This window comes from Janthinobacterium sp. NFX145 (genome assembly GCF_049810325.1).
Taxonomy (GTDB): Bacteria; Pseudomonadota; Gammaproteobacteria; order Burkholderiales; family Burkholderiaceae_D; genus Janthinobacterium; species Janthinobacterium rivuli.
In genome coordinates this window covers 806,099-830,600 of the sequence record NZ_CP187360.1, presented here as the reverse complement: position 1 = coordinate 830,600, position 24,502 = coordinate 806,099, and the positions used below count along the sequence as shown (strand labels likewise).

Below are 24,502 nucleotides of genomic sequence, written 5' to 3'. Positions count from 1 at the left end.
TTACTGGCAGGCTTCGCATTCTTCGAAACCGTCATCACCCGGACGCAGGTAGCAGGCTTCGCCATCGGCGTCGTCCGCTGCCGCTGCCGTCACTGGCGCCACGGCCACCGCTGCTGCCGCCACGACGGCTGCCTGGGCGCTGGTTTGTGCACTTTGGGCGCTGGCCGACATGCCGCCATCGACTGCCACGGCGTTCAGGGCGCCTGTCTTGGAGGTCGATTTCTCCATGTGGGTAGCGGCGATGGTACGCAGGTAGTAGGTGGTTTTCAGGCCACGCAGCCATGCCAGCTTGTAGGTCTCGTCGAGTTTCTTGCCCGATGCGCCAGCCATGTAGATGTTCAGCGACTGGGCCTGGTCGATCCACTTCTGGCGACGCGAAGCCGCTTCCACCAGCCAGCTTGGCGACACTTCAAAGGCGGTGGCGTAGATGTCGCGCAGGTCTTGCGGGATGCGGTCGATCTTCACCAGCGAGCCGTCGAAGTACTTCAGGTCGGAGATCATGACTTCATCCCACAGGTCGCGCGCCTTCAGGTCGCGCACCAGGTAGCCGTTGATCTCGGTGAATTCGCCCGACAGGTTCGATTTCACGTACAGGTTCTGGAACGTCGGCTCGATACAGGCCGACACGCCGATGATGTTCGAGATCGTCGCCGTCGGGGCGATCGCCACGCAGTTCGAGTTGCGCATGCCGAACTTGGCGATGCGTTCGCGCACCGGGGTCCAGTCCATGGCCGACGAGGAATCGACTTCCAGGTAGCCGCCGCGTTCTTCGGCCAGCAGTTTGACCGAGTCTTGCGGCAGGATGCCGCGGTCCCACAGCGAACCGGCATACGATTCATAGCGGCCACGCTCTTCGGCCAGTTCCGTCGACGCCAGGTAGGCGTAGTAGCAGACGGCTTCCATCGAGGTGTCGGCGAACGACACGGCGGCGTCCGAGGCGAACGGGATGCGCATCATGTGCAGGCAGTCCTGGAAGCCCATCACGCCCATGCCGACCGGACGGTGGCGCATGTTCGAATTGCGCGCCTTCTCGACGGCGTAGTAATTGATGTCGATGACGTTGTCGAGCATGCGCATGGCGGTGCGCACGGTCTTGGCCAGCTTGACGTGATCGAGCTTGCCTTCCTTCATGTGCGCCGGCATGTTGACGGAACCGAGGTTGCAGACGGCGATTTCGTCAGGGCCCGTGTTCAGCGTGATTTCCGTGCACAGGTTCGAGCTGTGGACGACGCCGACGTGCGACTGCGGGCTGCGGATGTTGCAAGGATCCTTGAACGTGATCCATGGGTGGCCCGTTTCAAACAGCATCGACAGCATCTTGCGCCACAGGTCCAGCGCGGCGATCTTTTTGAAGACGCGGATTTCGCCGGCGGCGGCCTTGGCTTCGTAGCCCAGGTAAGCCTGCTCAAAGGCCTTGCCGACCTTGTCGTGCAGGTCTGGCGTGTCCGATGGCGAGAACAGGGTCCAGTCGCCTTTTTCCATGACGCGCTTCATGAACATGTCGGGAATCCAGTTCGCCGTGTTCATGTCATGCGTGCGGCGGCGGTCGTCGCCCGTGTTCTTGCGCAGGTCGAGGAATTCCTCGATGTCCATGTGCCAGGTTTCCAGGTAGGCGCAGACGGCGCCCTTGCGCTTGCCGCCCTGGTTGACTGCCACGGCCGTGTCGTTGACCACTTTCAGGAACGGCACCACGCCTTGCGACTTGCCGTTGGTGCCCTTGATGTGGGCGCCCAGGGCGCGCACTGGCGTCCAGTCGTTGCCCAGGCCGCCGGCGAACTTGGCCAGCAATGCGTTGTCCTTGATGGCGTCGTAGATGCCTTCCAGGTCATCCGAGACGGTGCTCAGGTAGCACGACGACAGCTGCGAGCGCAGGGTGCCCGAGTTGAACAGGGTCGGGGTCGAGCTCATGAAGTCGAACGAGGACAGCAGGCTGTAGAACTCGATGGCGCGCGCTTCGCGGTCCGCTTCGTTCAGCGCCAGGCCCATGGCCACGCGCATGTAGAACGCCTGCGGCATTTCGATGCGCACGTCCTGGATGTGCAGGAAGTAGCGGTCGTACAGGGTTTGCAGGCCGATGTAGCCGAACTGCAAGTCGCGGTCGGCCACGATGGCTTTGGCCAGGCGCTCCAGGTCGAAACTGGCGAGTACCGGGTTCAGCAGCTCGGCGGCGATACCCTTGGCGATGTATTGCGGGAAATACGTCAGGTATTCGGCGGCAGCGGCCGCTTGCGGCACTTCCTTGCCGAACACTTCCTTGCGCACCGTGTGCAGCAGGATGCGGGCCGTGACCTGACTGTAGGCCGGGTCTTTTTCCATCAGCGCGCGCGCCGCCAGGATGGCCGATTTGTGCAGCTCTTCGACGGGCACGCCGTCGTACAGGTTTTTCACCGTTTCCGCCAGGATGGCGTCGGCATCGACGTGCTTTTCCAGGCCGGCGCAGGCGGCGTTGATCAGGTCGCGCACTTCCTGCATGTCCAGCAGGCGGCGCACGCCGTTGTCGGTGACGTTCAGCTGGGGCGCGGTCACTTGCGCGGAAGCGCCCAGCGCTTCCTTCTGCAGGCGGCGCTCTTCCATGTGCTTGGCGCGGTACAGCACGTAGGCACGCGCCACGTCGTGCTCGCCCGAACGCATCAGCGACAGTTCCACCTGGTCTTGCACGTCTTCGATATGGAAGGTGCCGCCGCCCGGATGGCGGCGCACCAGCGCGGCGACGACGCCGTCGGTCAGCTGTTCCACCAGTTCGCGGATGCGTGCCGAGGCTGCACCCTGGCCGCCGTTAACGGCCAAAAACGCCTTGGTCATGGCGATGGCGATCTTCGAAGGCTCAAATGCCACCACCGCGCCGTTGCGGCGGATGATGCGATAGTCGCCCAATGCCGCGCCCGTGCTCGCCACGCTGTTGGCCGCGCCTGGCGCTGGCGATACTGGCGTTGGATGGATGGAAATATCTTGTGGTGATTGCATTGAAGCTCCCGTTGTCAGCTAAAGTCAGCCTGCAGTTTTGCTGCCGCGTGTGTTGTTGAATAGAACGCCCGATGGTCAGGGTTTCTTCAGGTATTTGTTGCTAAATAGTAAATTCATAATGCATAAAACAGTGTCAGAATCCATCTCGCCACACCGCACTGCCCGGCTGGCGCGAAACACGATCAAGGGTGGTGAACCGCCAGTTCCAGTGCTTTATCAGCAATCCGGGTAGCTTTGACAATAATTCTGAAAACGTCTGTGATGGCACTACATATAGTCTTTACGTCCAACTTCTGCACTAATTGTAGTGCCCATCGAAGGGCGATGCAATAGTTTTCCGGCATCCGTCGGCGTAATTTTTTGTATTTTCATATACGATTTCGGTTGACTTTTCAGGGTATGGATGGAAAGCCCAATCCCCGCGAAGTAAGCGCTAACGCAGGCTGCCCGCGCAAGGTTTCCAGCCAGCACTCTTGGTAAAAAGACCAGTCGAAAAATGGCCCCGGATCCGTCTTCCTCCCCGGCGCGATATGCTCGTGGCCGCGCACCTGCGACAAGCCGTAGCGCGCCACCAGCGCCGCCGTCAACGCCGCCAGCACATGGTATTGCCGCCGCTGGAAGGGTACATCGTCCGCGCCTTCCATTTCGATACCGATGGAATAGCCATTGCACTGCGGGCGTCCTTCGAAGGTGGAAGCGCCCGCATGCCAGGCACGTTGATCAGCAGAAACATATTGCAGCAGCGCACCATCGCGCCGCACAAAAAAGTGCGCCGACACCTGCAAGCCACGCAGGTCGGCGAAAGAAGGATCGGCATTATAATCTACCCGGCCCGTAAACAAGTCCGACACATGCGGCCCGCCGAAGTGGCCGCCCGGCAAACTGATGTTATGGATCACCAGCAAATCGACTTGCGCACCGTCCGGGCGCGCGTCGTGGTATGGCGAGTCGTAGCGCAGCGCGCCGTCGCACCAGCCGTCTTCATCTATCGTCCATGCGCGCATCAAGTAGGCTTTCCTGTATCGTCAATTTCTGCATGCGGTAACGCAACTGGCGCACGCTCAGGCCCAGCTGGCGCGCCGCCCGCGCCCGGTGGTAGCGCGCCTGCACCAGCGCCAGCACGATCATGTCGCGCTCGGCCTGGCGCAAATACACGTCCAGCGGCAAGGCCGGGGCCAAGCCATGCGCCGCCATGCCGGGCAGGCACAGTTGCCGTTCCGGCAAGGCCGGCGGTGCCGGCGCCGCCCGCAAGGGCATGCCGCCCGCCTCGGTCGGCAAGGCCAGCCCGTCAAGCGCGATCACGCCGCCGTCGGCAAAGGCCAGCGCCCGCTCCAGCACGTTTTCCAGTTCGCGCACATTGCCGGGAAACGCATACGCGGCCAGGGCCGCCAGCACCGGCGGCGCCAGACTCACGGTCCGGCGTGGCGACAGGCGCGCGAGGATCACCTCACATAATACCTGCAGATCGCCGCGCCGCTCGCGCAGCGGCGGCAGCGCCAGCTCGATCACATGCAGGCGGTAAAACAGGTCCTGGCGAAACGTGCCAGCGGCCACGCCGCGCGCCAGGCCATGCTGGCTGGCGCACAGGATGCGCACGTCGATGGCTTCGTCGCTACTGCCGCCCAGCTTGCGCACGCGGCGCTCCTGCAGCACGCGCAGCAGTTTTACCTGCATGGCCAGCGGCAGGTCGTCGACTTCGTCAAGCAGCAAGCTGCCGCCGTGGGCCGCCTGAAACAAGCCCTGGCGCTCGTGCAGCGCGCCCGTATAGGCGCCCGGGCGGCAGCCGAAGAATTCCGCTTCCATCAGCGCTTCGGGAATGGCGCCGCAGTTGACGGCGATAAACGGGAAGCTGGCACGCGCGCCTTGGGCATGGATGGCGCGCGCCGCCAGTTCCTTGCCCGTGCCCGATTCGCCACGGATGGCCACCGGCGCGCCGCAGCGGGCGATGCGGCCGATCTGCGCGCGCAGCGCCTGCATGGGCAGCGAGTTGCCGCTCAGTTGCGGCGCCGGCGGCATGCCGGCGACAGGAAGCTGGCTGGGACTGGGACGGGGGCTTGGACTTGACATGGGGAGCGCGCCTTTCCGCAATGGCGGCGACGAACCGCCTCATGCAGATGCTACGCCGGACGGATGCCGGACGACGTTACGATACGGCTGAGCAACGCGCGCAAACCTGCCGGCCTGCCCTTACACCGTGGCGTGCGCGTGGCTGCAGTAATCGTGGCCCTTGGCCTGCACATTTTCCGAGGCCGGGTAATACACGCCGCAATGGGCGCAGCACAGCATCAGCTCGGCATCCGGCAATTCCTGCGGCCGCGCGGGCGACGCATACGGATTGGGCTGCTGTTGCTGCTGCGCGCGGGCCCGCTGCTGCATGCCACGGATCTTGCTGCGGATAGCAAACAGCACCAGGAACACCAGCGCCAGCCAGAATAAAACACGTGTCATGCGAATCCTCGGTGTAAAACCACTTCCAGTACAAAACGGCTGCCGACATAGGCCAGCAGCAAGGTGGCGAAACCGGCCAGGGTAAAGCTCAGGGCCGTCTTGCCGCGCCAGCCGCGAAAGCGCCGGCCTGCCAGCAGCGAGGCAAACAGCAGCCACGACAGCATGGTAAACACGGATTTATGATCCCAGTTCAGGGCCTTGCCAAACAGTTGTTCGGAAAATACGATGCCCGACAGCACGGTCAGGCTGAGCAAAATAAAACCCAGGCCGATCATGCGGAACAGCAGCTTTTCCATCGTCAGCAGGGCCGGCAGCTGGTCCAGCGCCGTGCCGATGAAGCCGCGGCTTTCGCTGCGCGTATGCAAACGCGATTCCTGCAGCGCCATCAGCACGGCGTGAAAGGCGGCAATCGTCAGGGTGCTGTAGGCGAGCACGGCGACGGCAATATGCCAGCCGAAGACGGCCGACTTGCCTTCCATGCTGACCTGGCTGCCCGGAAAGGCCCAGGCCAGGCCAATGGCGAGGACGGCGCTGGGCATGACCATGCGGCGCAGTCCGTCCAGGCTGAAATTGCGGTTCTCTATCCAGTAGGCGCCCACCGAGACCCACAGCGCGGCCGACAGCATGGCGGAAAAACCGAAGCGCAAGGTGCCCGGCGCCATCAGGTCGAACCACAGGGTGGCGGCGTGCGCCAGCCAGGCGACGCCGGTCAGGCCGGCAATGAGCCGGGCACGGGAAGAAGGAAGTACCGCGCACGCCGCGTACAACAGGGCGGCGATGAAAAAGAAATAGATCTGCATAGTTTAAGTTTACACCATAGCCGGCAAGCGCGATTCAGGCGACAGCCCGGGTGACAGGCACGACGCCGCCATCCAATGCCGCAAGCCTGCCATGATATCGCGCCTGAGGCATGACGGGGTGGCGCACCCTCAAGATTTCGGCAATCTTTCCTGCGGCGCACGGTCGCCGCGCCGCAGCCACGTTGCCATCCCTATGAGCCAGTCCTATAATTATGTCCACATAGCAATATTTATCCACCCTTACGCCACCGCCCCTCGCCATGTCTTTTCGAAAATTGTCCTGGACCTGCCTCCTGCTGGCTGCCTGCACTCTATTAAGCGGCTGCATGAAAGACGCGCCTTCCCAATCCACGTACGAGGAATACTTCCGTACGTCCATCCAGAGCTATGACCTGTACAAGGAATACTTCGACATCGCGAAGCTGGAAAAGCTGAATGGCTGGAAAGAAAACGAACAGTACGAAATCAAGGGCTCGGCCGTGCTGCGCGCCAAGGTTGGCTACCTGGAATTGCTGGCCGACGTGGCCAACAAGCTCGAGGCGGAGGCGAAGACGGATGGCTCCGTGGGCATGACCATGGGCCTGGGCCTGATGGCGCGCGGCATGGGCGGCGAAAACAAGGTTTTCCGCGAATTCTGGGTACAGCAGCAGGAAAAGAAAGCGATCCCCGCGCCCCTGCGGGCCCGCCAGGCGGCGATGACGGCCGAGCGTTTCGAGAACCTGCTGCAGTGGTCTGACCAGATCGTGCAAGACAATTACGGCGCCATCATCAACCGCCAGTTGAAGAAAGGCGATGAGCTGACCCGCATCTACACGCTGAGCTTCCGCCAGACCGAGAAGGGCTGGATGGGTTTTAACGCCCGCTAAGGCCACTCCTCCATCAAAAAACCTCCGCGCCATCGCTGGTCCGGAGGTTTTTTCATGGCTGCCTGATTTACTTCACGTTCAGGCTCTTTTTCGCCTGTTCCAGCAAGTCCGTCTTGACCCAGTCCTTGGCCACGGGCGGCTTCGTCATGCGGCCCACGCCCGTTTTCACCATCACGTCGGTGGTGATCTGGATATGCTCGGGCGAGATGTCATATGAATACGGCGAATTGCTGATCGCGTCGTCGAAGTCATCCTTCGTGATCTGGCCGCGGAACACCACTTCACGCACATACTTTTCCGCCGTCGCCTTGTTGTCGATAAAGGTCTTGGTGGCTTCGACGAAGCAGCGCATGAATTTTTCCGCCACGGGACGGCGTTCCTTGTAGAACTTTTCCGTCATCACCATGGTCCGCACGGGTTCGCCGATCGGCGTGTCGTACGGCTTGATGACTTCGGTGCCGAAGCCCTTGTTGATGGCCTGCGACGATTGCGGCTCCGACTGCATCATGGCGTCGATATTCTTGCCCATCAGCGCCTGGTTCAAGTCGGCGTAGGCGAGGAACACCAGTTGCACATCCTTGCCCTTGGTTTCGGAATACGTCAGGCCCGCTTGCGACAGCTCGGCCAGCAGCAACACTTCCTGGATGCCGCCGCGCGTCACGCCCACGCGCTTGCCCTTGAGTTCCTTGACACTGGTAATTTTTTGCCCCGCACCCGCGACCAGGCGCGCGCCGCCCTTGGCAAAACCGGCCACCACGTAAATCGGGGCACCGCCGGCGCGGCCGGAAATGGCCGCCTCGGACGCCGTCGCCCCCACGTCCAACTCGCCCGCGATAATCGCCTGCATCACGTCGAGGCCCTTGGCGAAGATATGCTCTTCGACCTTGATGCCGCACTTGGGCGCGATTTCCTTGATGTACGACACGGCGCCGTAATGGGCGAATTTCAAATTACCCAGGCGCACGACCTCCTGCGCCTGCACGGCGCCCATGCCGAAGGCCAGCACGAGGGCGGCGGCGATACCGCTCTTCAAGCTCACTTTGTTCAAGGTTGATTTTTTCTGCATCGGGTTCTCCTGTGGTGGTTGGTGTGTGCCCGCAAGGGCACGCGAAACACTGCTTTTATTATCAGGAGATAGTACCGCGTGTTGGAGCCAGGGCAACATTTTTTTGCCCTGGCCAGCCCATCCTGCTTAAAACGTGGCGCGCAGGGTCAGGCTCGCATTGCGTGGCGCGCCATACCAGTTGCCGCCCCCCGTGTAGCCCGTCTTTTCATAGTAGCGCTTGTCGAAGACGTTATTGACGTTCAGGGCCAGCGACCAGCGGGGATCGATGCGGTACTGCGCCAGAGCGCTCCAGACGGCATAGCCGCCCTGCGTAAACTGAAAGTCCTGCTCGCCGCCATCGCGCGTGACCACCGTGCCGCTCGTGTAGTTGGCGCTCTGGATGGCGACATTGCCGCCCACCTTCCAGGCCGACCAGGCGCCAGGCAAGGTGTACGCCGTCGACAGCTTGAACAGATGCTTGGGCGTGATGCTGCTGAAAGGCAAGCCCGTGCTGTCATTCTTGCTGTGGTTAAAGGTATAGCCGGCGGCGGCCTGCAAGCCGGGCAAGAGTTCGCCGCCCACTTCCATATCCACGCCGCGGCTGGTCACCTTGCCCTGCGGCAAATAGCAGCAATTGCCAGCATACAGGTCGGTTTCTTCCGGATAGCCAGGGTCAAGCACGGCCTCGCCACTGCGTTCGACATGGAACAGGCTGAAGGTGGCATTCAGTCGGCCCTCAAGCAATTCGCCCTTGAGGCCGCCTTCATAGCTCTTGCCCGTGATGGGCTTGAGCGAGGTGCCCGGCACTGGCCCCGCCTTGTACAGCGCCTGCGGCTTGAAGATGGCGGAATAGCTGGCATACGCCGACCACTGTGGATTGAGGTCGTAAATGATGCCGCCATACGGCGTCAGCTTGGTCGGCTCGCTGAAGCGGCTGTCCGAATCGGGCGACCACACACCCGTGTCGCCGTCCAGGGATGCCACATATTGCTTGAACTTGTAGCGGGCCAGGCGCGCGCCCAGCACCACGTGCAGCTGGTCGCTGGGATGCAGGCGCACGGTGCCGTAAGCGCCATATTGTTCCTGCTCCCATGGATGGAAACGGTACCAGACAGGGCCATTATCGCCACCCGCCCAGGGCGTGGCATCGGGATCGAAGGGATTGGCCGGCGTGATGCCCGCCCCCGTCTGCCGGGCCGAATCCCAGTAGCTCGTGACCTTCTGCCTGTCGGCCCCCAGCAGCAACTCATGCGTGCGTCCCAGCAGCTTGAAATTGCCCGTCAGGTTCAGGTCCAGCACATTCTGGTGATTCCAGGCATTGTTACGCGTGCCGGCCCACACGACGCCGTCGCTGCCGCCGGGCTGCACGGCGCCAGTGGTAAACGTGCCGCGCCCCTTGGCGCTCTGCTCGACATGGCTGGCATTCAATTTCAGCTTCCAGCCAGTGGCAAAACGGTGTTCAAGCTGGGCAAACAGTTCCGTGACCTCATTGTCGACGTAGCCCCAAGGCTGGCTCAGGTTGGTCGAGCGCGGCAAGTGCACATCTGCGCCGTCCGCATAACGGGGCAAGCCGGAACCACTGCCAGTCGTATCGCGCTTGCCATGCGAACCGCCCACGGTCAATAGCGATCCCGTGGGCAGGTCCGCTTCCAGCACACCATACACGAGTGCCTTTTCCGTGCGGAAGTGGCGCATGAAGGAGCCATCATTTTCATACATGGCCACCACCCGCCCGCGCAGCCGCCCGTCGTCAGTGAGCGGGCCCGTGGCGTCGATGTCGGCGCGATAATTGCTCCAGCTGCCCGCCGACAAGCCGGCCGTCAGCTGCCGGTGCTCGAGCGGTTTCTTGCGCGCCAGGTTGATGATGCCGCCGGGATCGCCGGCACCGGCCAGCAGGCCGGACGCGCCGCGCATCACCTCGACCCGGTCGTACATCGCCATGTCCTGGATTGCCGTCGCGGTGTAGCTGCCGATATTGAAGGGCGCGCCGCCATCGATCTGCATGCTGTCGATCTGGAAGCCCCGTGAGTAGAAATTGTAGGCGTGGCCGTTTACGCGCTGCAAAGTGATGCCCGGCGTCAGCGCCATGGCGCCGCCGATATCCTTGACGTCCTGGTCATCGAGCTGCTGGCGCGTCACCACCGACACCGACTGGGGAATCTCGCGGAACGACTGGTCCGTCTTCGACGCGATGCTGGTGACGCGGCTCGTGTAGGAAGCCGTTCCTTCCGTGCTGCCATCGGCGGCGCGGCGCGCGCGCACGCGGATCGCGGCCAGGGTTTGTTCGCCGGCGGCGCCGGCGGCGCTGGCAGCGGTGGCTGCGGTGGCGGGCAGCGCTTTTTGCAAGGTGTAGCTGCCGTCGCTGCGGCCGGTGATTTCCAGGCCGCTGCCGGCCAGCAGGCGCGCAAGCGCTGCGCGCGGGGTATAGCTGCCGCTCAGCGCGGGACTGCTCAGCCCCGCCGCCAGGGCTGGATCGAAGGACAGGGCGATGCCCGCTTCGACAGCCACGGTGGAGAGATTGCGGCCCAGGGGGCCGGCCGGCAGTTCAATGCTGCGCGCGGCGGGCGCATCGAGCGACACCGCATGGGCCGGTGCCGCCATGGCCAGCATGGCAAGGTGGACGGAGAGAAAAACGATGGAACGGAGGGGGGCGGCGGGCATGACGTTTCCTTTACATGGCAATGGGATCTTCCTCCCCTTGCCAGCCCGGCGCGAAAAAAGTGTCAGGTTTCTTCAACTATTTATTCAGGCGCATCCAGGGTGACCCAGTAGCCGCCAAGACGCGTGCGCGCCGCCACGGGATAGGTCGACACCAGCATCACCAGCGCCGCATCCGTATCCGTGATGGGGAAGGCGCCCGAGACGCGCACATTGGCCACGCAGGGATCGCAGTGCACGATGCCGGGCCGGTAGCGGCCCAGTTCCAGCGCGAAGTCGTGCAGGCGCATGGCGTCGGCCAGCAGCATGCCGCGCTGCCACGCCAGCGCGCCGCCGTCCAGCGCTCGCGGTTCGCCGATGGCCGCCGCCGTGAAGTCCACCTGCGAACCCGCCGCAATGATGTGCTGCGCACCGCTGCGCGCCTGCACGCGCACGCGGCTTTCCCGCACGGCCAGCGCCGTCTGGCCATCTTCCTGGCGCACGGAAAACACCGTGCCCAGCGCTTCGAGGCGGCCTTCGGCAGTAGCGACGAAGAAGGGGCGGCGCTGCGCATCGGGCGCGGTGTGCACGGCGATTTCACCGCGCCGCAGGGTCAGCAGGCGCTGCGCGCCATCGAATTGCACGTCCAGGGTGGTGGCCGTGTTGAGGCTGATGCGGCTGCCATCGGCCAGCACGATGTCGCGCCGCTCGCCCGTCGCCGTCTGGTAGTCATGGCGCCAGCCCTGCTGCTCCATCAGCAGCCAGGCGCCGGGCACCACGGCCAGCAAGGCCGCCAGTTTCAGCAGCGCGGCGCGGCGCGCCAAGGTTCGCGATGCGCGGGATCGGTCCAGCGCCGGCATGGCCAGCTCCGGCGGCAGGCCACCCAGCTTGCCCAGCAGCGCTTCGGCACGCTGCCAGGCGCGCGCATGTTCCGGGTCGCTCGCGCGCCAGCGTTCGCATTCGCGCCGCTGCTGCGCGCTGGCCGCGCCCGAGTGCAGTTGCATCAGCCAGTCAGCCGCCTGTTCGAGCACGCGCGGATCGATGGGAACGCGGGCGCCCAAGCTAGTCGCCATCGAGCCGCAGGCACGCCAGGAACGCCTGCTTCATATAGCGCTTCACGCTGGCCAGCGACACGTCCAGCCGCGCGGCGATGGCGTCATACGTCAACCCTTCCAGCTGCGACAGCAGAAAGGCGCGCCGCACGGCGGCCGGCAGGAAATCGAGCATGGCGTCGACCTGGTGCAGGGTTTCCAGGATCAGCAATTGCTCTTCGCATGAAGGCGCTTGCGCTTCGGGCAGCAGGGCGATGGCGTCAAGATAGGCGCGTTCGAGCGCCTGGCGCTGATACCAGTTGATCAGGATGCCGCGCGCCACCGTCGTCAGGTAGGCGCGCGGCTGGCTGATGGCGCCGAGGTCGCGCCGCGCCAGGACGCGGATGAAGGTGTCGTGCGCCAGGTCGGCCGCGTCGGCGGCATTGCCCAGCTTGTAGCGCAACCAGCCATGCAGCCAGCCGTGGTGCTGCTGGTACAGCGCCCCGGCGGCATGCGTGGGAGAAGAGTGGTCTTGCTGTAGGGCGAAGTCGGCGGCCGACATGGGCATCCTTTCCTGTCAGGCGCCTGGCACCAATGCAAATAAGAATTATTCTCATTTTAGCCGAAACAACAACGGCGGCGCAATGCCTGGCCGCGATGGCAGGCACTGCGCCGGCGTTTTTACAACAGCCGGCCTTACTGGCCAGCCAGCGCCACGACGGGGTCGAGTCCCGACGCCTTGCGCGCCGGCATGAAGCCAAACACCAGCCCCGTCACCACGGCGCAGGCGAATGCGCCGGCGATGGCGCTCAGGGAAAAAATCACCGGCACGTCCCATACCAGCAGCAAGCCGGCCACCGTCACGCCGACCACGATGCCGGCCACGCCGCCCACCACCGACACCAGCACGGCTTCGGTGAGGAACTGGCGCAGGATGTCGCGCCGGCGCGCGCCCGTCGCCATGCGGATGCCGATTTCGCGCGTGCGCTCGCGCACCGTCATCAGCATCACGTTCATGACGCCGATGCCGCCCACCACCAGCGAGACGGCGGCGATCAGGCTGAGCATCATGGTCATGTTGTCCTGCGTCTTGGCTTCGGCGGCAATCGACGCGGCCGCGTTGCTGATGCCGTAGTCGCGGATGCGGTGGCGCTCGAACATGGTGGCGTCGACCGCCGCCTCCACCTCCGTCACGCGCTTGACGTCGGCCACCGCCATGACGGTGTACGTGGGCTCGCGCTGGCCGAAGACGCGGATGCCGGCCGTGGAAAACGGCAGCAGCAGCACGTCGTCTTCATCCTTCTCGCCCGTCAGCGCACCCTTCGCGCTCATCACGCCGATCACCTGGAACGGCACGTTGCCGATCAGGATATTCTGCCCCACGGGATTGGCCACGTCGGGCATCAGCTTTTCCGCCAGGTGCGCGCCCAGCACGGCCACGGTGGCCATCTCGCGCTCGTCTTCCTCGGTAAAGAAGCCGCCCTTGGCCACGGGCCAGGTCTGGATCTGCGGCAGGGCCGGCCCCGTGCCGCGCACATAGGTCTGCACGTCGAGGTTACCGTGGCGTATCACCTTGTTGCCCGTGACATTCGGCAGCACGTGGGTGATGCCCGGCACGTCCTTGAGCGCATCGAGGTCGGCCAGGGTGATGCTGCGCCCCGGAATGCGCGAGCTTTCGCCGCGCGACGCCATGTACAGCAAGTTTGAACCGAACGCGCCCAATTGGGCCATCACCTGCTGGCGCGTGCCCAGGCCGATGGCCAGCATGACGATGACCGAGGCGACGCCGATGACGATGCCGAGCAAGGTCAAGCCCGTGCGGAAGCGGTTGATCCACAGCACGCGCCATGCCGCGCGCGCCGCGTCGAGCAATTCCGTGCCCAGCGACGCGCCCGTATCGTGGGCGGCGCGCGACATGTCCAGCGGCGGCAGGGCCGTCGACGTGGCGGGAATGGCGATGGCGCCAGAGTCTTCGACGATTTCGCCATCGCTGATCTCGATTACGCGGCGCGCCTGGGCCGCCACCTTGCGGTCATGCGTGATGAGGATGATGGTGTGGCCCGCGTCGGCCAGTTCGCCCAGCAGCGCCATGACTTCGGCGCCGCTGCTGCTATCTAATGCCCCCGTCGGTTCATCGGCGAGGATGATGCGCCCGCCATTCATCAGCGCGCGCGCGATCGACACGCGCTGCTGCTGCCCGCCCGACAACTGGTTTGGCCGGTGATCGAGCCGTTCTCCCAGTCCCAGGCGCTTGAGCAGCGCTGCGGAACGCGCATGGCGGGCGGCGGCCGGCATGCCCGCATACAGGGCCGGCACTTCCACGTTTTCGCGCGCCGATTCCGTGGCGATCAGGTGATAGCCCTGAAAGACGAAGCCGAACGCTTCGCGCCGCAGCCACGCCAGTTCATCGGGATTCAGGCTGGCCACGTCCTGGCCGGCGAAGCGGTAGGTGCCGTCGCTGGGGCGGTCCAGGCATCCCAGCAAATGCATCAGGGTCGACTTGCCGGAACCGGAGGCGCCGACGATGGCGACGAATTCGCCGGCGCCAATCGACAGGGTCAGGCCGCGCAGCACTTCCACGGCCGGTGCGCCGTCATGGCCGCCGTAGCGCTTGCGGATGCCGGCAAGTTCAATCAAAGGAACCGGCTGGCCAGCTTCTCCGGGTTGCCCCAGCGACACGGCCTCGCTCATCGCGCTCACAGCTGGAACCTGCTGCTGCCGCTGCCGGCCGGCTGTTCGCCCGTGACCAGCAATTCACCTTCGCGCAAGCCTTGCAGCACTTCCGCGCTAAGGCGGTTGCGCACGCCGACGGTGACGGCGCGCGTATCGACCTTGCCGTCCGCATCCATCACGCGGGCCGTGAACTGCCCCGGCTTGGCGCCTTCTTCCGTCGACGGTTTCAGGGCCGGCAAGGGCACGGCCAGCACATTGTTCGCCGCGGCCGTGACGAATACCACTTGCGCCGTCATCTGCGGCATCAATTCGCCATCGGCGTTATCGACGTCGAACAGCACGGTATATAAAATCACCTTGCTGGTCGACGGCGCCAGGGCCGTGCCGGCCGCGGAACCACCGGGAACCGGCGGGGCCGGCAGCACTTGCCGCACCTTGCCGCTCCAGCGCCGCTGGTCGCCGCCCAGGGTGGTGAAATACACGGGCATGTCCGGGCGCACGCGGCGCACGTCCGCTTCCGACACTTCCGTCCATACCGTCATGGCCGACAGGTCGGCGATGCGCAGGATGTTCGGCGTTTGGTACGTGGCGTTCAGGGTTTGCCCCTCTTTTGCATCCAGGCCCACCACCTTGCCGGCCATGGGCGCGTAGATGCGCGTGTAACCGAGGCGCGCCTCGTCCGCCTTCAGGCTGGCCTGGGTCTGGGCTATCTGCGCCTTCAGGTGATCGATCTTGGCGCCGGCCGAGGCCAGCGTGGCTTCGGCCGTTTCCAGGTCGGCCAAGGGCGTGGAATCGAACTTGGCCATCTGTTTCTGGCGCACATGCTGCTGGCCCGCCAGGCGGTGCTGCGCCTGCTGGTCGGCCAGCTGCGCGCGCAAGCCCGCCAGCGCGGCGCGGCCCGCGTCGACCGTGGCTTGCTGCACGCTGGGGTCGATCTCGGCCAGCAGCTGGCCTTTTTCCACGGCGCTGCCCGGCTGCACGTGCAAACGCGTGATCTGGCCCGACACTTGCGCGCCCACGTCGACATAGGTTTGCGGCTGCAGGGTGCCGATGGCCGTGACGCTGGCCTCAATGTTGCCCCGCTTGACGGGCGCCGTGTCGAACACGGTTTTCGGGCCGCGCGTGGCCCACAGTGCGCCGGCGCCGAACAGCGCCAGCAAGACCACGCCGCCCAGGATGCGGGCGCGGCGGGTAGGCAGGCGGGCCGCCATCAGGCAGCCGCTTTCAATACATTCAACACATCAATCGGTGTCGCCAGGCGTGAAAAGTGCATCAGTCTATCCTTGAAAATGGCGGTGAACATCACCGCAGGAACGTCACAAGACCTGCCAGCGCGGCGACGGCTGCCAGCAGGGAACTACGAAACAGCAAGCGGGGGGCATACGGCAACAGCAGGGCCACCAGCAGCGCGCCCGCCCCGATGAATCCCAGCCAGGCGACGACGCCGACGGTGGCGCTCCAGCCGGCCACGCAGGGCCAGATGGCCAGCGCCAGCAGGACGGTGCCGGCCAGTTGCAGCGCGCGCCGCACGTTCGGCGCCGCGTCCCTGCCCCAGACCTGGCCATGGTGGCGGTCCATCGCCAGCGACAGGCTGGCCATGCCCGCATACGACAGGCCCAGCGCGCACAGGATGGTATTGATCATGACTGTCCTTCCGTAGTGACGTGCAGGCTGGCCGTGGGCGCAGCGTTTTCCCTGGCCGCGGCCTTTTTCAGTGGTTTTTCCTTGCGCTTGTGGACTTTCCATGCGCCCCAGGCGGCCAGCAGGCCGAAGGCCATGCAGCCCAGCTCCACGCCGGCGCTTTCCCAGTCGCCGCGCGCGATTTGCGCCGCCAGGTTATCGCCCGTGCTCAGTACATTGAGCACCGGCAGCAGCAGGCACAGGGCGGCCAGCAAGCCCAGTTGCTCGATCCACGCGCGCTTTTCCGCACGCAGGCAGGCGTGCACCAGCATCACAAACCACACGCCGAAGAAGGCCCGCAATTCCCAGCCGGCGCGGTGCTCGATGCCGACGGGGATCAAACGGTTCGCCCACAGGAAACCCACGCAGGCGATGGACAGGCCGGCGATCGCCGCCACGTTCAGGCAGGCGATGACGCGGTACACGCGCTGCGTGTAAGCGCCGAACTCGCCGCCGGACTTCTGGCGACGCTTGACCATGAACAGGATGGCGCCCGTGCCCATCATGGCCGTGCCGGCCAGGCCGCAGAAGAAGTACAGCCAGCGCATCGGCGTACCGCCAAAGCCCACCATGTGCAGGTTCGACATGACGGAGCGCGTCAGGCCCGCGCCGCCCGTATCCGACTCGCCGGGCCGGCGCAAGGCGACCTGTTCGCCCGTGGCCAGCGCATAGCAGGCCCGCCCCGTGTTGGCGCTGAGGCGTTCCATCGTGTCCGTCTCTTCATTCCAGCCGTACATGCACACGCGCATGGACGCGTCGTTCGGGTTGTCCAGCACCACGGCGCGAATTTCCTGGCCGATGGCCTGTTCGGCGCGCAGCGCGTACGATTCCAGCGCGGGAATGGCCAGCGGCTGGCCCGTTTTCGCGGGTTTACCCACATCGTTCCAGTCGGCCAGGAAGGCCTTCTTGGCATTGTCCATGCCGTATTGCGCCACCACGGGGGCCGGCACATAGTCATCGCTGAAGAAGGCCAGGCCCGTGTAGGCGATCATGAACTGGAACGGCAAGGTCAGCACGGCCACCGCGTTGTGCGCGTCGAGCCACGAACGCTGGCCCTTGGCCGGGCGGAAGGTGAAGAAATCCTTGAAGATGCGCTTGTGCGTGATGACGCCGCTCACCAGCGCCACCAGCATGATCATGGTGGTGATGGCGACGATCCATACGCCGATGCGTCCCGCGTGCAGCTCGTAGTGAAAATCGACGAAATGGTGGCCGCCGATGGTCTCGCGCTGCGTTGCCTCGCGCGCATGTTCGATGACGGCGCCCGTCAGCGGATCGAGGTCCGCCGAGCCGTAGCCGCCGGCGGGCTGGAACCAGTAGGCGGACAAGCCGTGGCCGGGACGCTGCACGGGCCAGATTTCCCACATGTCCGCCTTCGGATGTTCCTTGGCCATGAAGTCGAGCGCCAGTTCCAGGCGGTGCCCACGGTCCGTGACCTTCGGCAGCGGCGGATCGTTCGCATGCGCCGCCTCTTCGAGCGCGTGTTCGGGCGTCATCCAGTGGCCGATCGGGTCGTCGAAGACGGCCAGGGTGCCGGTCAGGAAAATGGCGAACAGCAGCCAGGAAATCCACAGGCCGCTCCACGTATGCAGCCAGGCCATGGCCTGGCGCAAGCCGCCCTGCTGCGGCGTTTTCACCACTTTATCTACCTTGACGGCGTTCATGCTGCACCTCGCGACAGCAGCAGGCCAAGGCCGCCGCATAAAATCGCCGGCAGCAGCATGCCCAGCCAGGCGCGGCGCAGATCCTGCACGGCAAAGACCCAGATCACGGCGCAGGTGTAGACGACGAAGGCGCTCAGGGTGGCCGTCAGCACGGCTTCGGCGCGCGACAGCGGCAGCACGGCGGCCAGCAGCACGGCCACGCCGGACGTCAGTGCATAGCCGCCAAAGATGGCGGCCAGCACGCGCGAGAACAACATCATGTGGGCCGATTTCATCATCGCGGCGCTCCCTGCGGCATACGCTGGCGCGCGCCAGCGCGGGCCAGATTCAACTGCACTTCCATAAGCCATGCATCCTTCATCAAGATAGATCATTCAAAAGCGGTTATTTACAGTGTGTAGTTCAAGGTCAGCATCAGGTTGCGCGGCGTGCCCACCAGGTTGCCCACCACATCGGAGTAGATGCTCTGGTAGTAGCGCTTGTCGAGCGCATTGTTCACGTTCAGGCGCAGCTCGGCGCGGCTGTCGATCTGCCACGCCGCGTTCAGACCCACGATCGCGTAGCGGCCCTGGCGCAGATGGTAGGTGCCTTCCTTCGACTCGGTCGCGCCCTGCCCGTACACCGAAGCGCCGATGCGCCAGCCCTGCGCCGCGCCGGACAGGCGGTAGCTGGTGGCCAGCTTGAGCTGCTGGCGCGGATAGCGGCTGTTGAAATCCTTGCCGATATTGGCCGGATCGCTGTCGCGCGTAAATTGCGCCTTCACATACGTAAAACCGGCCGACAGCTGCCAGTCGGGCGTCAGCGCGCCCGCCACGTCCAGCTCCACGCCTTCGCTGCGCACTTCGCCCGACGCGCGCTGGCAATAGCCCCACGTGCTGCCAGGGCAGGGATCCGGGCCGGCCAGGTCGTCCACGCCGCGGTTTTGCTGGCGGATCTGGAACACGGCCGCGCTGGCATTGAGGGCGCCGCCGAAGTATTCGCCTTTTACGCCCGCTTCATAGTTGGTGCCGCTGATCGGCTTCAATGGCTGCGCATTGGCGTCGGTGGCCGCTTGCGGCTGGAAGATCTCGGTCCAGCTGGCGTACACGGAATGCTGCTTGTCGAGGTCATACACGACGCCGGCGTACGGCGTGAATTCGCGCGCCACCGAGTAGCCGGCATCGTCCTTGTACCAGCTCACGCGCCCGCCCAGCACCAGCGACAGCGGCTCGGCCAGGCGCATGCGCGTGCCCGCATACACGCCGCTTTGCTCGGTGATGCTGGCCGTGCCCCACTGCGCGTAATTGATGACGGGGCGCGCCACGCTGCCCACATCCCAGTGGTAGGGGTCGATCACCGGCGCGCTCGCTTGCCGGGTGTACGCCGCCCAGCCGCCATAGCTGTTTTTCGACGAACGGCGGTGGCTGGCGCCGACCGTCAGCTCGTGCTCGCGGCCGAACAGGCTGTAGCTGCCGCTGGCATACGCGTCATAGCTGGTATTGGCCAGTTCGGCGCGGTAGCTTTGCGAATTGAAGCGCAGGGTGTCGCCGCGGCGGTTGATGCCGGAAAACGTCGTGTCGATCTCGGGCGTCTTGCGCGTGGCGGCCAGCTTGGCCTTCCAGCCATTGCCGAAGCGGTGTTCCAGTTCGGCGAAGATGGTTTTATCCGTCTGGCGCCAGCCATCGAAGTCGGTGCCCAGGTAAGTCGAGCGGGGCAAGTTCAAAAAGCTGCCGTCGGCGGCCGTCACCACGCCCGTCGCGACGCCGTCGTTATCCGTCTTGCGGTAGTGGGCGCCCACGGTCAAGGTGGTGTCCGGGCGCAGATCCGCCTCGATGATGCCGTACAGCTGGTGATTGCGGCCATGCAGCACGTCGACAAAATCCTTCTTGTCCTGCACCGTCGCGACGATGCGCCCGCGCAGGGTCTTCGCTTCATTGAGCGCGTTGGCCGCATCGGCTTCCAGGCGGTAGTTGCTCCAGCTGCCCACGCTGGCCGAGAATGACGCTTGCGGCGTGGCCGTCGGGCGCTTGCGCACCATGTTGATGGCCGCGCTGGGCGTGCCGCTGCCCGTCATCAAGCCCGTGGCGCCGCGCACCACCTCGATGCGGTCGTAGATGGCCAGATCGTCATTGTCGCCATTGAAGGTGCCGTTCGCGCCCAGGCTGGTAGGCAAGCCATCGAACAGGATGTTCTCGACGGGGAAACCGCGCGCGCTGAAACTGCCCGAATCACCCGTAAAGTTGCCCTTTTGCATAACCAATCCCGTGATCGACTGCACCGCGTCGTCCAGGGTCGTGATGCCCAGGTCATCGATCTGCTGGCGCGTCAGCACGCTGACCGACTGCGGCGTCTCGCGCAGCGACAGGTTCAGCTTGGTGGCTGTATTGCTCACGCCCGTCGTGTAGGAGCCGCTGCCTTCCGTTGTCGCATCGCGTCCTGCCGTGACGGACACGCCGAGCATGGTCTGTTCGGCAGCAGGGAGGACAGGCGTGGCCTGCTGCGCCAGCGCCGGCAGGCTGGCGGCCAGGCACAGGGCCGCAGCCGCTTGCGCCAGCGGACGCAATGCGCAGTGAGGAGATGGCAAACTGACAAAATTCAAAGCGTGAAACATGCAAGTTCCTGATAGTAGTGGCATCATCAGACGGTGAAAAACAGGCGCCCTACTCTGTAGGTGCCGCGAAAACGAAAAACGGGCAGTCCGGCTGCAAGTATTTTTTGTGGGGTACTACGGCGCCGGTTCGACGCTGACCCAATACCGCGTGTGGCTGCGCACCTGCACTGGTAAGGAATTGGGCAGCATGCTCAGGATGCGCTGGGTATCGGCCAGCGGGAACACGCCCGACAGGCGCAGCTGGGCCACTGCCGGTGCGCAATCGATCACGCCGGGGCGGTAGCGGGCCAGGTCGGCAAGGAAATCGCCGAGGGTCACGTCGTCGACGATCAGCTGCCCACGCGACCAGGCGTGCGCATACGCATCGATGGCGTGCGGCGCGTCAGGCGCCTGGCGGGAAAACGCCACGCCGTGGCCGGCCGCCAGCAGCAAGGGCGCGCCGCTGCCATCGCGGGGCAGGATTTCAACGGCGCTTTCCAACACGTCCACGGTGCTGTAGTCATCCTGCTGGCGCACGGCAAAGCGCGTGCCCAGCGCGCGCACCAGGCCTTCGCGCGTGGCCACCACCAAAGGCGCGCCGCTGCCGGCGCCATGGCCGCTGGTGACGAGGATCTCGCCAGCCAGCAGCTCGATCAGGCGCCGGCTGGCGTCGAAACGCACGTTCACGGCCGAAGCCGTATTCAGGCTGAGCACACTGCCATCGTCCAGCACCACCTCGCGCCGCTCGCCCGTGGCCGTGCGGTAGTCGGCGCGCAGGGCGCGCACGCCATCCCAGGCATCCGTCTGCGCGGCCAGCATGCCGCCGCCGGCCGCCACGCCCAGCCACGCCAGCAACTGGCGCCGCTTGCCGTTGACGGCTTGCTGCTGCGTGCCGGCCAGCGCCTGCGCGGCCGCACCGCGGTGCAAGCCGTTGAAGCGCTGCGATACGGCTTCGATATGCCGCCAGGCCCGTTCATGTTCAGGGCCGGCCTCGCGCCAGCGCTGCCATGCGGCGTGCTGCGCCGCGTCCATCTCGCCCGACATCAGCATGGTCAGCCACTCGGCCGCCTGCTGCTGCACATCCTCGCGGATGGCCGCCGGGGCCGCAGCATTGCCCACCTTGCTCATGCCGGCAGCGAGAAAAACACCTGGCGGTTGGCGCGCGTCAGGTATTGCTTGACCGAGCTGGCAGACACGTTCAGGCGTGCGGCGATCTCGGCATAGCTGAGGCCTTCGAGCTGCGCCAGCAGGAACGCCGTGCGCACGGGCGCCGGCAAGCCGTCGAGGGCCTGGTCGATTTCCTGCAAGGCTTCCAGCGCCAGCAGCCGTTCCTCGGGCGCGGGCGCCACCTCGGGCGGCAGGCAGGCCAGCGCCTCCAGATACGCATCTTCCAGCACTTGCCGGCGGTAGCGGTGCGCCACCAGGCGGCGCGCGATGGTGGCCAGGAAAGGCCGCGCTTCGCGGATCTGCGGCGCGGCATCGGCCGTCAGCACGCTGACGAAGGTATCTTGCGCCAGGTCCGCCGCCTCGCCCGCATTGCCCAGCTTATGCCGCAGCCAGCCCTGCAGCCAGCCGTGATGGCTGCTGTAGAGCGCGTGCAGGTCTTGTTGCTGTGCAAAATCGGCGGCCGACATGGCATCCCTTTCCGCCCGGGCGTGCGGCGCCCGAGAATGTAAATAAGAATTATTCTCATTCTAACCGCGTTCCTGCCATTCATGCAATCGCGGCATTGCCAGAAATACCAAGTAATTCAAAAGCAGGCCAACCGCCAGGCGGCGCAGCGCGGGACCGCCAGCCACCCGCGATGGGGTAAAATGGCGCCCATCGTCCGGCTTGCGCCGCCCACCCCCAAGCTTTTCATTGCAGGTTCATCATGCTAGATAATCTCACCCAACGGCTTGCCAAAGTCGTCAAGACCATGCGCGGCGAGGCGCGCCTGACCGAAGCGAACACCGCCGACATGCTGCGCGAAGTGCGCCTGGCGCTGCTCGAAGCTGACGTCGCCCTGCCCGCCGTGCGCGAATTCATCGCCAAAGTCAAAGAAAAAGCCATGGGCGAGGATGTCATTTCCTCGCTCACGCCAGGCCAGGCCCTGGTGGGCGTGGTGCAGCGCGAGCTGGCCGCCCTGATGGGCGCCGACCTGGGACCGGAAGCGTCGCAGATCAGCTTTGCGCAGCAGCCGCCCGCCATCATCCTGATGGCCGGTTTGCAGGGTGTGGGTAAAACCACCACCGTCGGCAAGCTGGCGAAGTATCTGAAGGAAGAAAAGAAGAAGAAAGTGCTGACCGTCTCGGCCGACGTGTATCGCCCAGCCGCGATCGCCCAGCTGCAATCGGTCACCGCCCAGGTAGGCGCCGACTTCTTCCCGTCCACCAGCACGGACAAGCCGGTCGATATCGCCCTGGCCGCGCTGGACTGGGCGAAAAAGCATTACCACGACGTGCTGATCATCGATACGGCGGGCCGTCTCGGTATCGACGAAGAGATGATGCGCGAAATCGCCGCCGTCCACGGCGCCGTGAAACCGATCGAAACCCTGTTTGTCGTCGACGCCATGCTGGGCCAGGACGCCATCAACACGGCCAAGGCCTTCAATGATGCGCTGCCGCTGACCGGTATCGTGCTGACCAAGCTTGACGGTGACGCGCGCGGCGGTGCGGCCCTGTCCGTGCGCCACATCACGGGCAAACCGATCAAGTTTGCCGGCGTCTCGGAAAAACTCGACGGCCTGGAAGCGTTCGACCCGACCCGCATGGCCAACCGCATCCTGGGCATGGGCGACATCCTCGCCCTGGTCGAAGAGGCGCGCAAGGGCGTCGACAGCAAGGCGGCGGCCGACCTGGCGCAAAAAATCAAGGTCGGCGGCAAGTTCGACATGAACGACTTCAAGGCGCAACTGGGCCAGATGAAGAAAATGGGCGGCATGGCCAACCTGATGGACAAGCTGCCGGCCCAGTTCCAGCAGGCGGCAGGCGGCAAGAACATGGATCAAGCTGACAAACAGGTGCGCCGCATGTGCGGCATCATCGATTCGATGACGCCGCAGGAACGCGCCAAGCCTGAACTGATCAAGGCCACGCGCAAGCGCCGCATCGCCGCCGGCGCCGGCGTGCAAGTGCAGGAAGTGAACCGCATGCTGACGCAATTCGAGCAAATGCAGACGATGATGAAGAAATTGTCGGGCGGCGGCATGATGAAGATGATGCGCAGTATGAAAGGCATGATGCCCGGCATGAGGTAGTGGAAGGCTTCAAAATCCGCTGCGCGGTGGTCTTTGCGGCCGGCGATGCTCACCGTACTAAAGTACGGTTGCGCTTCTCGGCCACAATTACCATCCGCTCGCTGTGATTTTGAAGGCCTTTTTTACGCCGCGTGAGGCGTATCTCGAATCAAGAAACACCGTTATAAAATAATGCCAGATTGCATTTTCATGTGTCCGGCATCACTCTTCCCTCCCCCGGCAGCGCCCCTCCCCGCATAGCCAGCAACCATGCCATTTACGGGCAAAAACGCCGTTCTGCGCTCCCAAGCGGTGCGCCCGGGCGACAGCATTGCCATTTCCCTGCTTTTTCCTCGTGAAAACGTGAAAAACACTTGCATACAAGGTAAATCCACACCAATATTAGCCGTGCGATTAATTGCGCAATTTCCCATGTGTTTGTTAAGGAGGCTCGAAGATGGCAACAGCCAAAAAAACCCCAGTAGCAGCGCCAGCCAAAGCAGCAGCAGCCAAGCCTGCAGCCGCCAAGAAAGCAGCACCCGCAGCCAAAGCAGCAGCTAAACCAGCAGCGGCGAAGAAAGCGGCAGCACCGGCAACACCACGCAAGCCAAACGCAGCATTCATGAAAGCAATGACGCCATCGAAAGAGCTGGCCGCCGTTGTTGGCGCAGCACCACTGCCGCGCACGGAAGTGACCAAAAAGGTATGGGATTACATCAAAAAACTCGATCTGCAAGATCCGGCCAACCGCCGCATGATCAATGCGGACGACAAGCTGAAAGCAGTTTTCGGCGGCAAAGCCCAAGTCTCCATGTTTGAAATGACGAAACTGATCTCCGATCATTTGAAATAATCAGATACGCACAGGGCGTTTCGCGCCGTGTGAGTGCCCCGCCGCTTTACTG

The 24,502-nt window shown here is 64.4% G+C and carries 20 protein-coding genes; 3 read left to right on the top strand and 17 right to left on the bottom strand.

The features are described 5' to 3' along the window. From ACPJXG_RS03630 to ACPJXG_RS03610, 5 genes are all read right to left on the bottom strand, one after another. A complete protein-coding gene (locus ACPJXG_RS03630; protein WP_099401603.1) occupies positions 1-2,964 on the bottom strand; it encodes a ribonucleoside-diphosphate reductase subunit alpha in 2,964 nt (987 codons plus the stop codon). Between the two features lie 392 nt (positions 2,965-3,356). Continuing rightward, positions 3,357-3,968 (bottom strand): 1,6-anhydro-N-acetylmuramyl-L-alanine amidase AmpD, encoded by a 612-nt coding sequence (ampD, locus tag ACPJXG_RS03625; RefSeq protein WP_425254710.1) that lies wholly within the window; start codon positions 3,966-3,968, stop codon positions 3,357-3,359. Next, positions 3,946-5,031, bottom strand: coding sequence for a sigma 54-interacting transcriptional regulator (locus ACPJXG_RS03620; RefSeq protein ID WP_425253432.1), 1,086 nt, complete (start codon positions 5,029-5,031; stop codon positions 3,946-3,948). The genes ampD and ACPJXG_RS03620 overlap by 23 nt, the downstream gene beginning before the upstream one ends. 120 nt (positions 5,032-5,151) lie before the next feature. Beyond that, positions 5,152-5,412, bottom strand: a complete 261-nt coding sequence (locus ACPJXG_RS03615; RefSeq protein WP_035822137.1) for a PP0621 family protein — start codon at positions 5,410-5,412, stop codon at positions 5,152-5,154. After that, positions 5,409-6,212 (bottom strand): cytochrome C assembly family protein, encoded by an 804-nt coding sequence (locus ACPJXG_RS03610; RefSeq protein ID WP_046684240.1) that lies wholly within the window; start codon positions 6,210-6,212, stop codon positions 5,409-5,411. Before ACPJXG_RS03610 ends, ACPJXG_RS03615 begins: the two co-directional genes overlap by 4 nt. A 326-nt stretch (positions 6,213-6,538) precedes the next feature. Here ACPJXG_RS03610 and ACPJXG_RS03605 point away from each other — a divergent pair, with 326 nt between their 5' ends. Next, on the top strand, positions 6,539-7,078 hold the full coding sequence (locus ACPJXG_RS03605) for a hypothetical protein (protein WP_425253431.1): 540 nt from the start codon (positions 6,539-6,541) through the stop codon (positions 7,076-7,078). Between the two features lie 67 nt (positions 7,079-7,145). Here ACPJXG_RS03605 and ACPJXG_RS03600 read toward each other — a convergent pair whose 3' ends face one another. The 12 genes from ACPJXG_RS03600 to ACPJXG_RS03545 all read right to left on the bottom strand — a co-directional run bounded on the left by ACPJXG_RS03600 (position 7,146) and on the right by ACPJXG_RS03545 (position 22,011). Then, positions 7,146-8,144, bottom strand: a complete 999-nt coding sequence (locus ACPJXG_RS03600; protein WP_425253430.1) for an ABC transporter substrate-binding protein — start codon at positions 8,142-8,144, stop codon at positions 7,146-7,148. Positions 8,145-8,270: 126 nt separating this feature from the next. Next, complete coding sequence (locus ACPJXG_RS03595) at positions 8,271-10,784, bottom strand: TonB-dependent siderophore receptor (protein ID WP_425253429.1); 2,514 nt, start codon at positions 10,782-10,784, stop codon at positions 8,271-8,273. Positions 10,785-10,864: 80 nt separating this feature from the next. Beyond that, positions 10,865-11,833, bottom strand: coding sequence for a FecR domain-containing protein (locus ACPJXG_RS03590; RefSeq protein WP_425253428.1), 969 nt, complete (start codon positions 11,831-11,833; stop codon positions 10,865-10,867). Next, a complete protein-coding gene (locus tag ACPJXG_RS03585) occupies positions 11,823-12,353 on the bottom strand; it encodes a sigma-70 family RNA polymerase sigma factor (protein ID WP_425253427.1) in 531 nt (176 codons plus the stop codon). The genes ACPJXG_RS03590 and ACPJXG_RS03585 overlap by 11 nt, the downstream gene beginning before the upstream one ends. 134 nt (positions 12,354-12,487) lie before the next feature. Next, entirely contained in the window at positions 12,488-14,482 is a 1,995-nt protein-coding gene (locus ACPJXG_RS03580) for a MacB family efflux pump subunit (protein ID WP_425254709.1), read from the bottom strand. Between the two features lie 5 nt (positions 14,483-14,487). Continuing rightward, positions 14,488-15,675, bottom strand: a complete 1,188-nt coding sequence (locus ACPJXG_RS03575) for an efflux RND transporter periplasmic adaptor subunit (RefSeq protein WP_425253426.1) — start codon at positions 15,673-15,675, stop codon at positions 14,488-14,490. Positions 15,676-15,766: 91 nt separating this feature from the next. Next, the gene (locus ACPJXG_RS03570) at positions 15,767-16,108 is read right to left on the bottom strand and encodes a DUF3325 domain-containing protein (RefSeq protein ID WP_035822157.1); all 342 of its coding nucleotides are present in this window, start codon (positions 16,106-16,108) and stop codon (positions 15,767-15,769) included. Continuing rightward, positions 16,105-17,808, bottom strand: coding sequence for a PepSY-associated TM helix domain-containing protein (locus ACPJXG_RS03565; protein WP_425253425.1), 1,704 nt, complete (start codon positions 17,806-17,808; stop codon positions 16,105-16,107). Before ACPJXG_RS03565 ends, ACPJXG_RS03570 begins: the two co-directional genes overlap by 4 nt. Then, positions 17,805-18,086, bottom strand: a complete 282-nt coding sequence (locus ACPJXG_RS03560; protein WP_099401612.1) for a hypothetical protein — start codon at positions 18,084-18,086, stop codon at positions 17,805-17,807. Before ACPJXG_RS03560 ends, ACPJXG_RS03565 begins: the two co-directional genes overlap by 4 nt. A 110-nt stretch (positions 18,087-18,196) precedes the next feature. After that, positions 18,197-20,398, bottom strand: a complete 2,202-nt coding sequence (locus tag ACPJXG_RS03555) for a TonB-dependent siderophore receptor (RefSeq protein ID WP_425253424.1) — start codon at positions 20,396-20,398, stop codon at positions 18,197-18,199. Between the two features lie 114 nt (positions 20,399-20,512). Next, entirely contained in the window at positions 20,513-21,505 is a 993-nt protein-coding gene (locus ACPJXG_RS03550; protein WP_425253423.1) for a FecR domain-containing protein, read from the bottom strand. After that, on the bottom strand, positions 21,502-22,011 hold the full coding sequence (locus ACPJXG_RS03545) for a sigma-70 family RNA polymerase sigma factor (protein WP_425253422.1): 510 nt from the start codon (positions 22,009-22,011) through the stop codon (positions 21,502-21,504). The genes ACPJXG_RS03550 and ACPJXG_RS03545 overlap by 4 nt, the downstream gene beginning before the upstream one ends. Positions 22,012-22,250: 239 nt before the next feature. On the opposite strand from ACPJXG_RS03545, the gene ffh reads away from it, so the two are divergent. Together ffh and ACPJXG_RS03535 are read left to right on the top strand one after the other, a co-directional pair. Further along, on the top strand, positions 22,251-23,618 hold the full coding sequence (ffh, locus tag ACPJXG_RS03540) for a signal recognition particle protein (RefSeq protein ID WP_034746567.1): 1,368 nt from the start codon (positions 22,251-22,253) through the stop codon (positions 23,616-23,618). A gap of 436 nt (positions 23,619-24,054) precedes the next feature. Next, the gene (locus tag ACPJXG_RS03535) at positions 24,055-24,450 is read left to right on the top strand and encodes an SWIB/MDM2 domain-containing protein (protein ID WP_071653383.1); all 396 of its coding nucleotides are present in this window, start codon (positions 24,055-24,057) and stop codon (positions 24,448-24,450) included. The last annotated feature ends 52 nt before the right edge of the window (positions 24,451-24,502 follow it).

Bases quoted from the DNA above. Each gene is read 5' to 3' on its own strand.
- ffh (WP_034746567.1), top strand. From the start codon at position 22,251: ATGCTAGATAATCTCACCCAACGGCTTGCCAAAGTCGTCAAGACCATG.
- ampD (WP_425254710.1), bottom strand. From the start codon at position 3,968: ATGCGCGCATGGACGATAGATGAAGACGGCTGGTGCGACGGCGCGCTG.
- ACPJXG_RS03545 (WP_425253422.1), bottom strand. From the start codon at position 22,011: ATGTCGGCCGCCGATTTTGCACAGCAACAAGACCTGCACGCGCTCTAC.
- ACPJXG_RS03575 (WP_425253426.1), bottom strand. From the start codon at position 15,675: ATGGCGGCCCGCCTGCCTACCCGCCGCGCCCGCATCCTGGGCGGCGTG.
- ACPJXG_RS03570 (WP_035822157.1), bottom strand. From the start codon at position 16,108: ATGATCAATACCATCCTGTGCGCGCTGGGCCTGTCGTATGCGGGCATG.
- ACPJXG_RS03590 (WP_425253428.1), bottom strand. From the start codon at position 11,833: ATGGCGACTAGCTTGGGCGCCCGCGTTCCCATCGATCCGCGCGTGCTC.
- ACPJXG_RS03580 (WP_425254709.1), bottom strand. From the start codon at position 14,482: ATGAGCGAGGCCGTGTCGCTGGGGCAACCCGGAGAAGCTGGCCAGCCG.
- ACPJXG_RS03630 (WP_099401603.1), bottom strand. From the start codon at position 2,964: ATGCAATCACCACAAGATATTTCCATCCATCCAACGCCAGTATCGCCA.
- ACPJXG_RS03565 (WP_425253425.1), bottom strand. From the start codon at position 17,808: ATGAACGCCGTCAAGGTAGATAAAGTGGTGAAAACGCCGCAGCAGGGC.
- ACPJXG_RS03615 (WP_035822137.1), bottom strand. From the start codon at position 5,412: ATGACACGTGTTTTATTCTGGCTGGCGCTGGTGTTCCTGGTGCTGTTT.
- ACPJXG_RS03535 (WP_071653383.1), top strand. From the start codon at position 24,055: ATGGCAACAGCCAAAAAAACCCCAGTAGCAGCGCCAGCCAAAGCAGCA.
- ACPJXG_RS03550 (WP_425253423.1), bottom strand. From the start codon at position 21,505: ATGAGCAAGGTGGGCAATGCTGCGGCCCCGGCGGCCATCCGCGAGGAT.
- ACPJXG_RS03605 (WP_425253431.1), top strand. From the start codon at position 6,539: ATGAAAGACGCGCCTTCCCAATCCACGTACGAGGAATACTTCCGTACG.
- ACPJXG_RS03555 (WP_425253424.1), bottom strand. From the start codon at position 20,398: ATGTTTCACGCTTTGAATTTTGTCAGTTTGCCATCTCCTCACTGCGCA.
- ACPJXG_RS03585 (WP_425253427.1), bottom strand. From the start codon at position 12,353: ATGTCGGCCGCCGACTTCGCCCTACAGCAAGACCACTCTTCTCCCACG.
- ACPJXG_RS03560 (WP_099401612.1), bottom strand. From the start codon at position 18,086: ATGATGAAATCGGCCCACATGATGTTGTTCTCGCGCGTGCTGGCCGCC.
- ACPJXG_RS03595 (WP_425253429.1), bottom strand. From the start codon at position 10,784: ATGCCCGCCGCCCCCCTCCGTTCCATCGTTTTTCTCTCCGTCCACCTT.
- ACPJXG_RS03600 (WP_425253430.1), bottom strand. From the start codon at position 8,144: ATGCAGAAAAAATCAACCTTGAACAAAGTGAGCTTGAAGAGCGGTATC.
- ACPJXG_RS03620 (WP_425253432.1), bottom strand. From the start codon at position 5,031: ATGTCAAGTCCAAGCCCCCGTCCCAGTCCCAGCCAGCTTCCTGTCGCC.
- ACPJXG_RS03610 (WP_046684240.1), bottom strand. From the start codon at position 6,212: ATGCAGATCTATTTCTTTTTCATCGCCGCCCTGTTGTACGCGGCGTGC.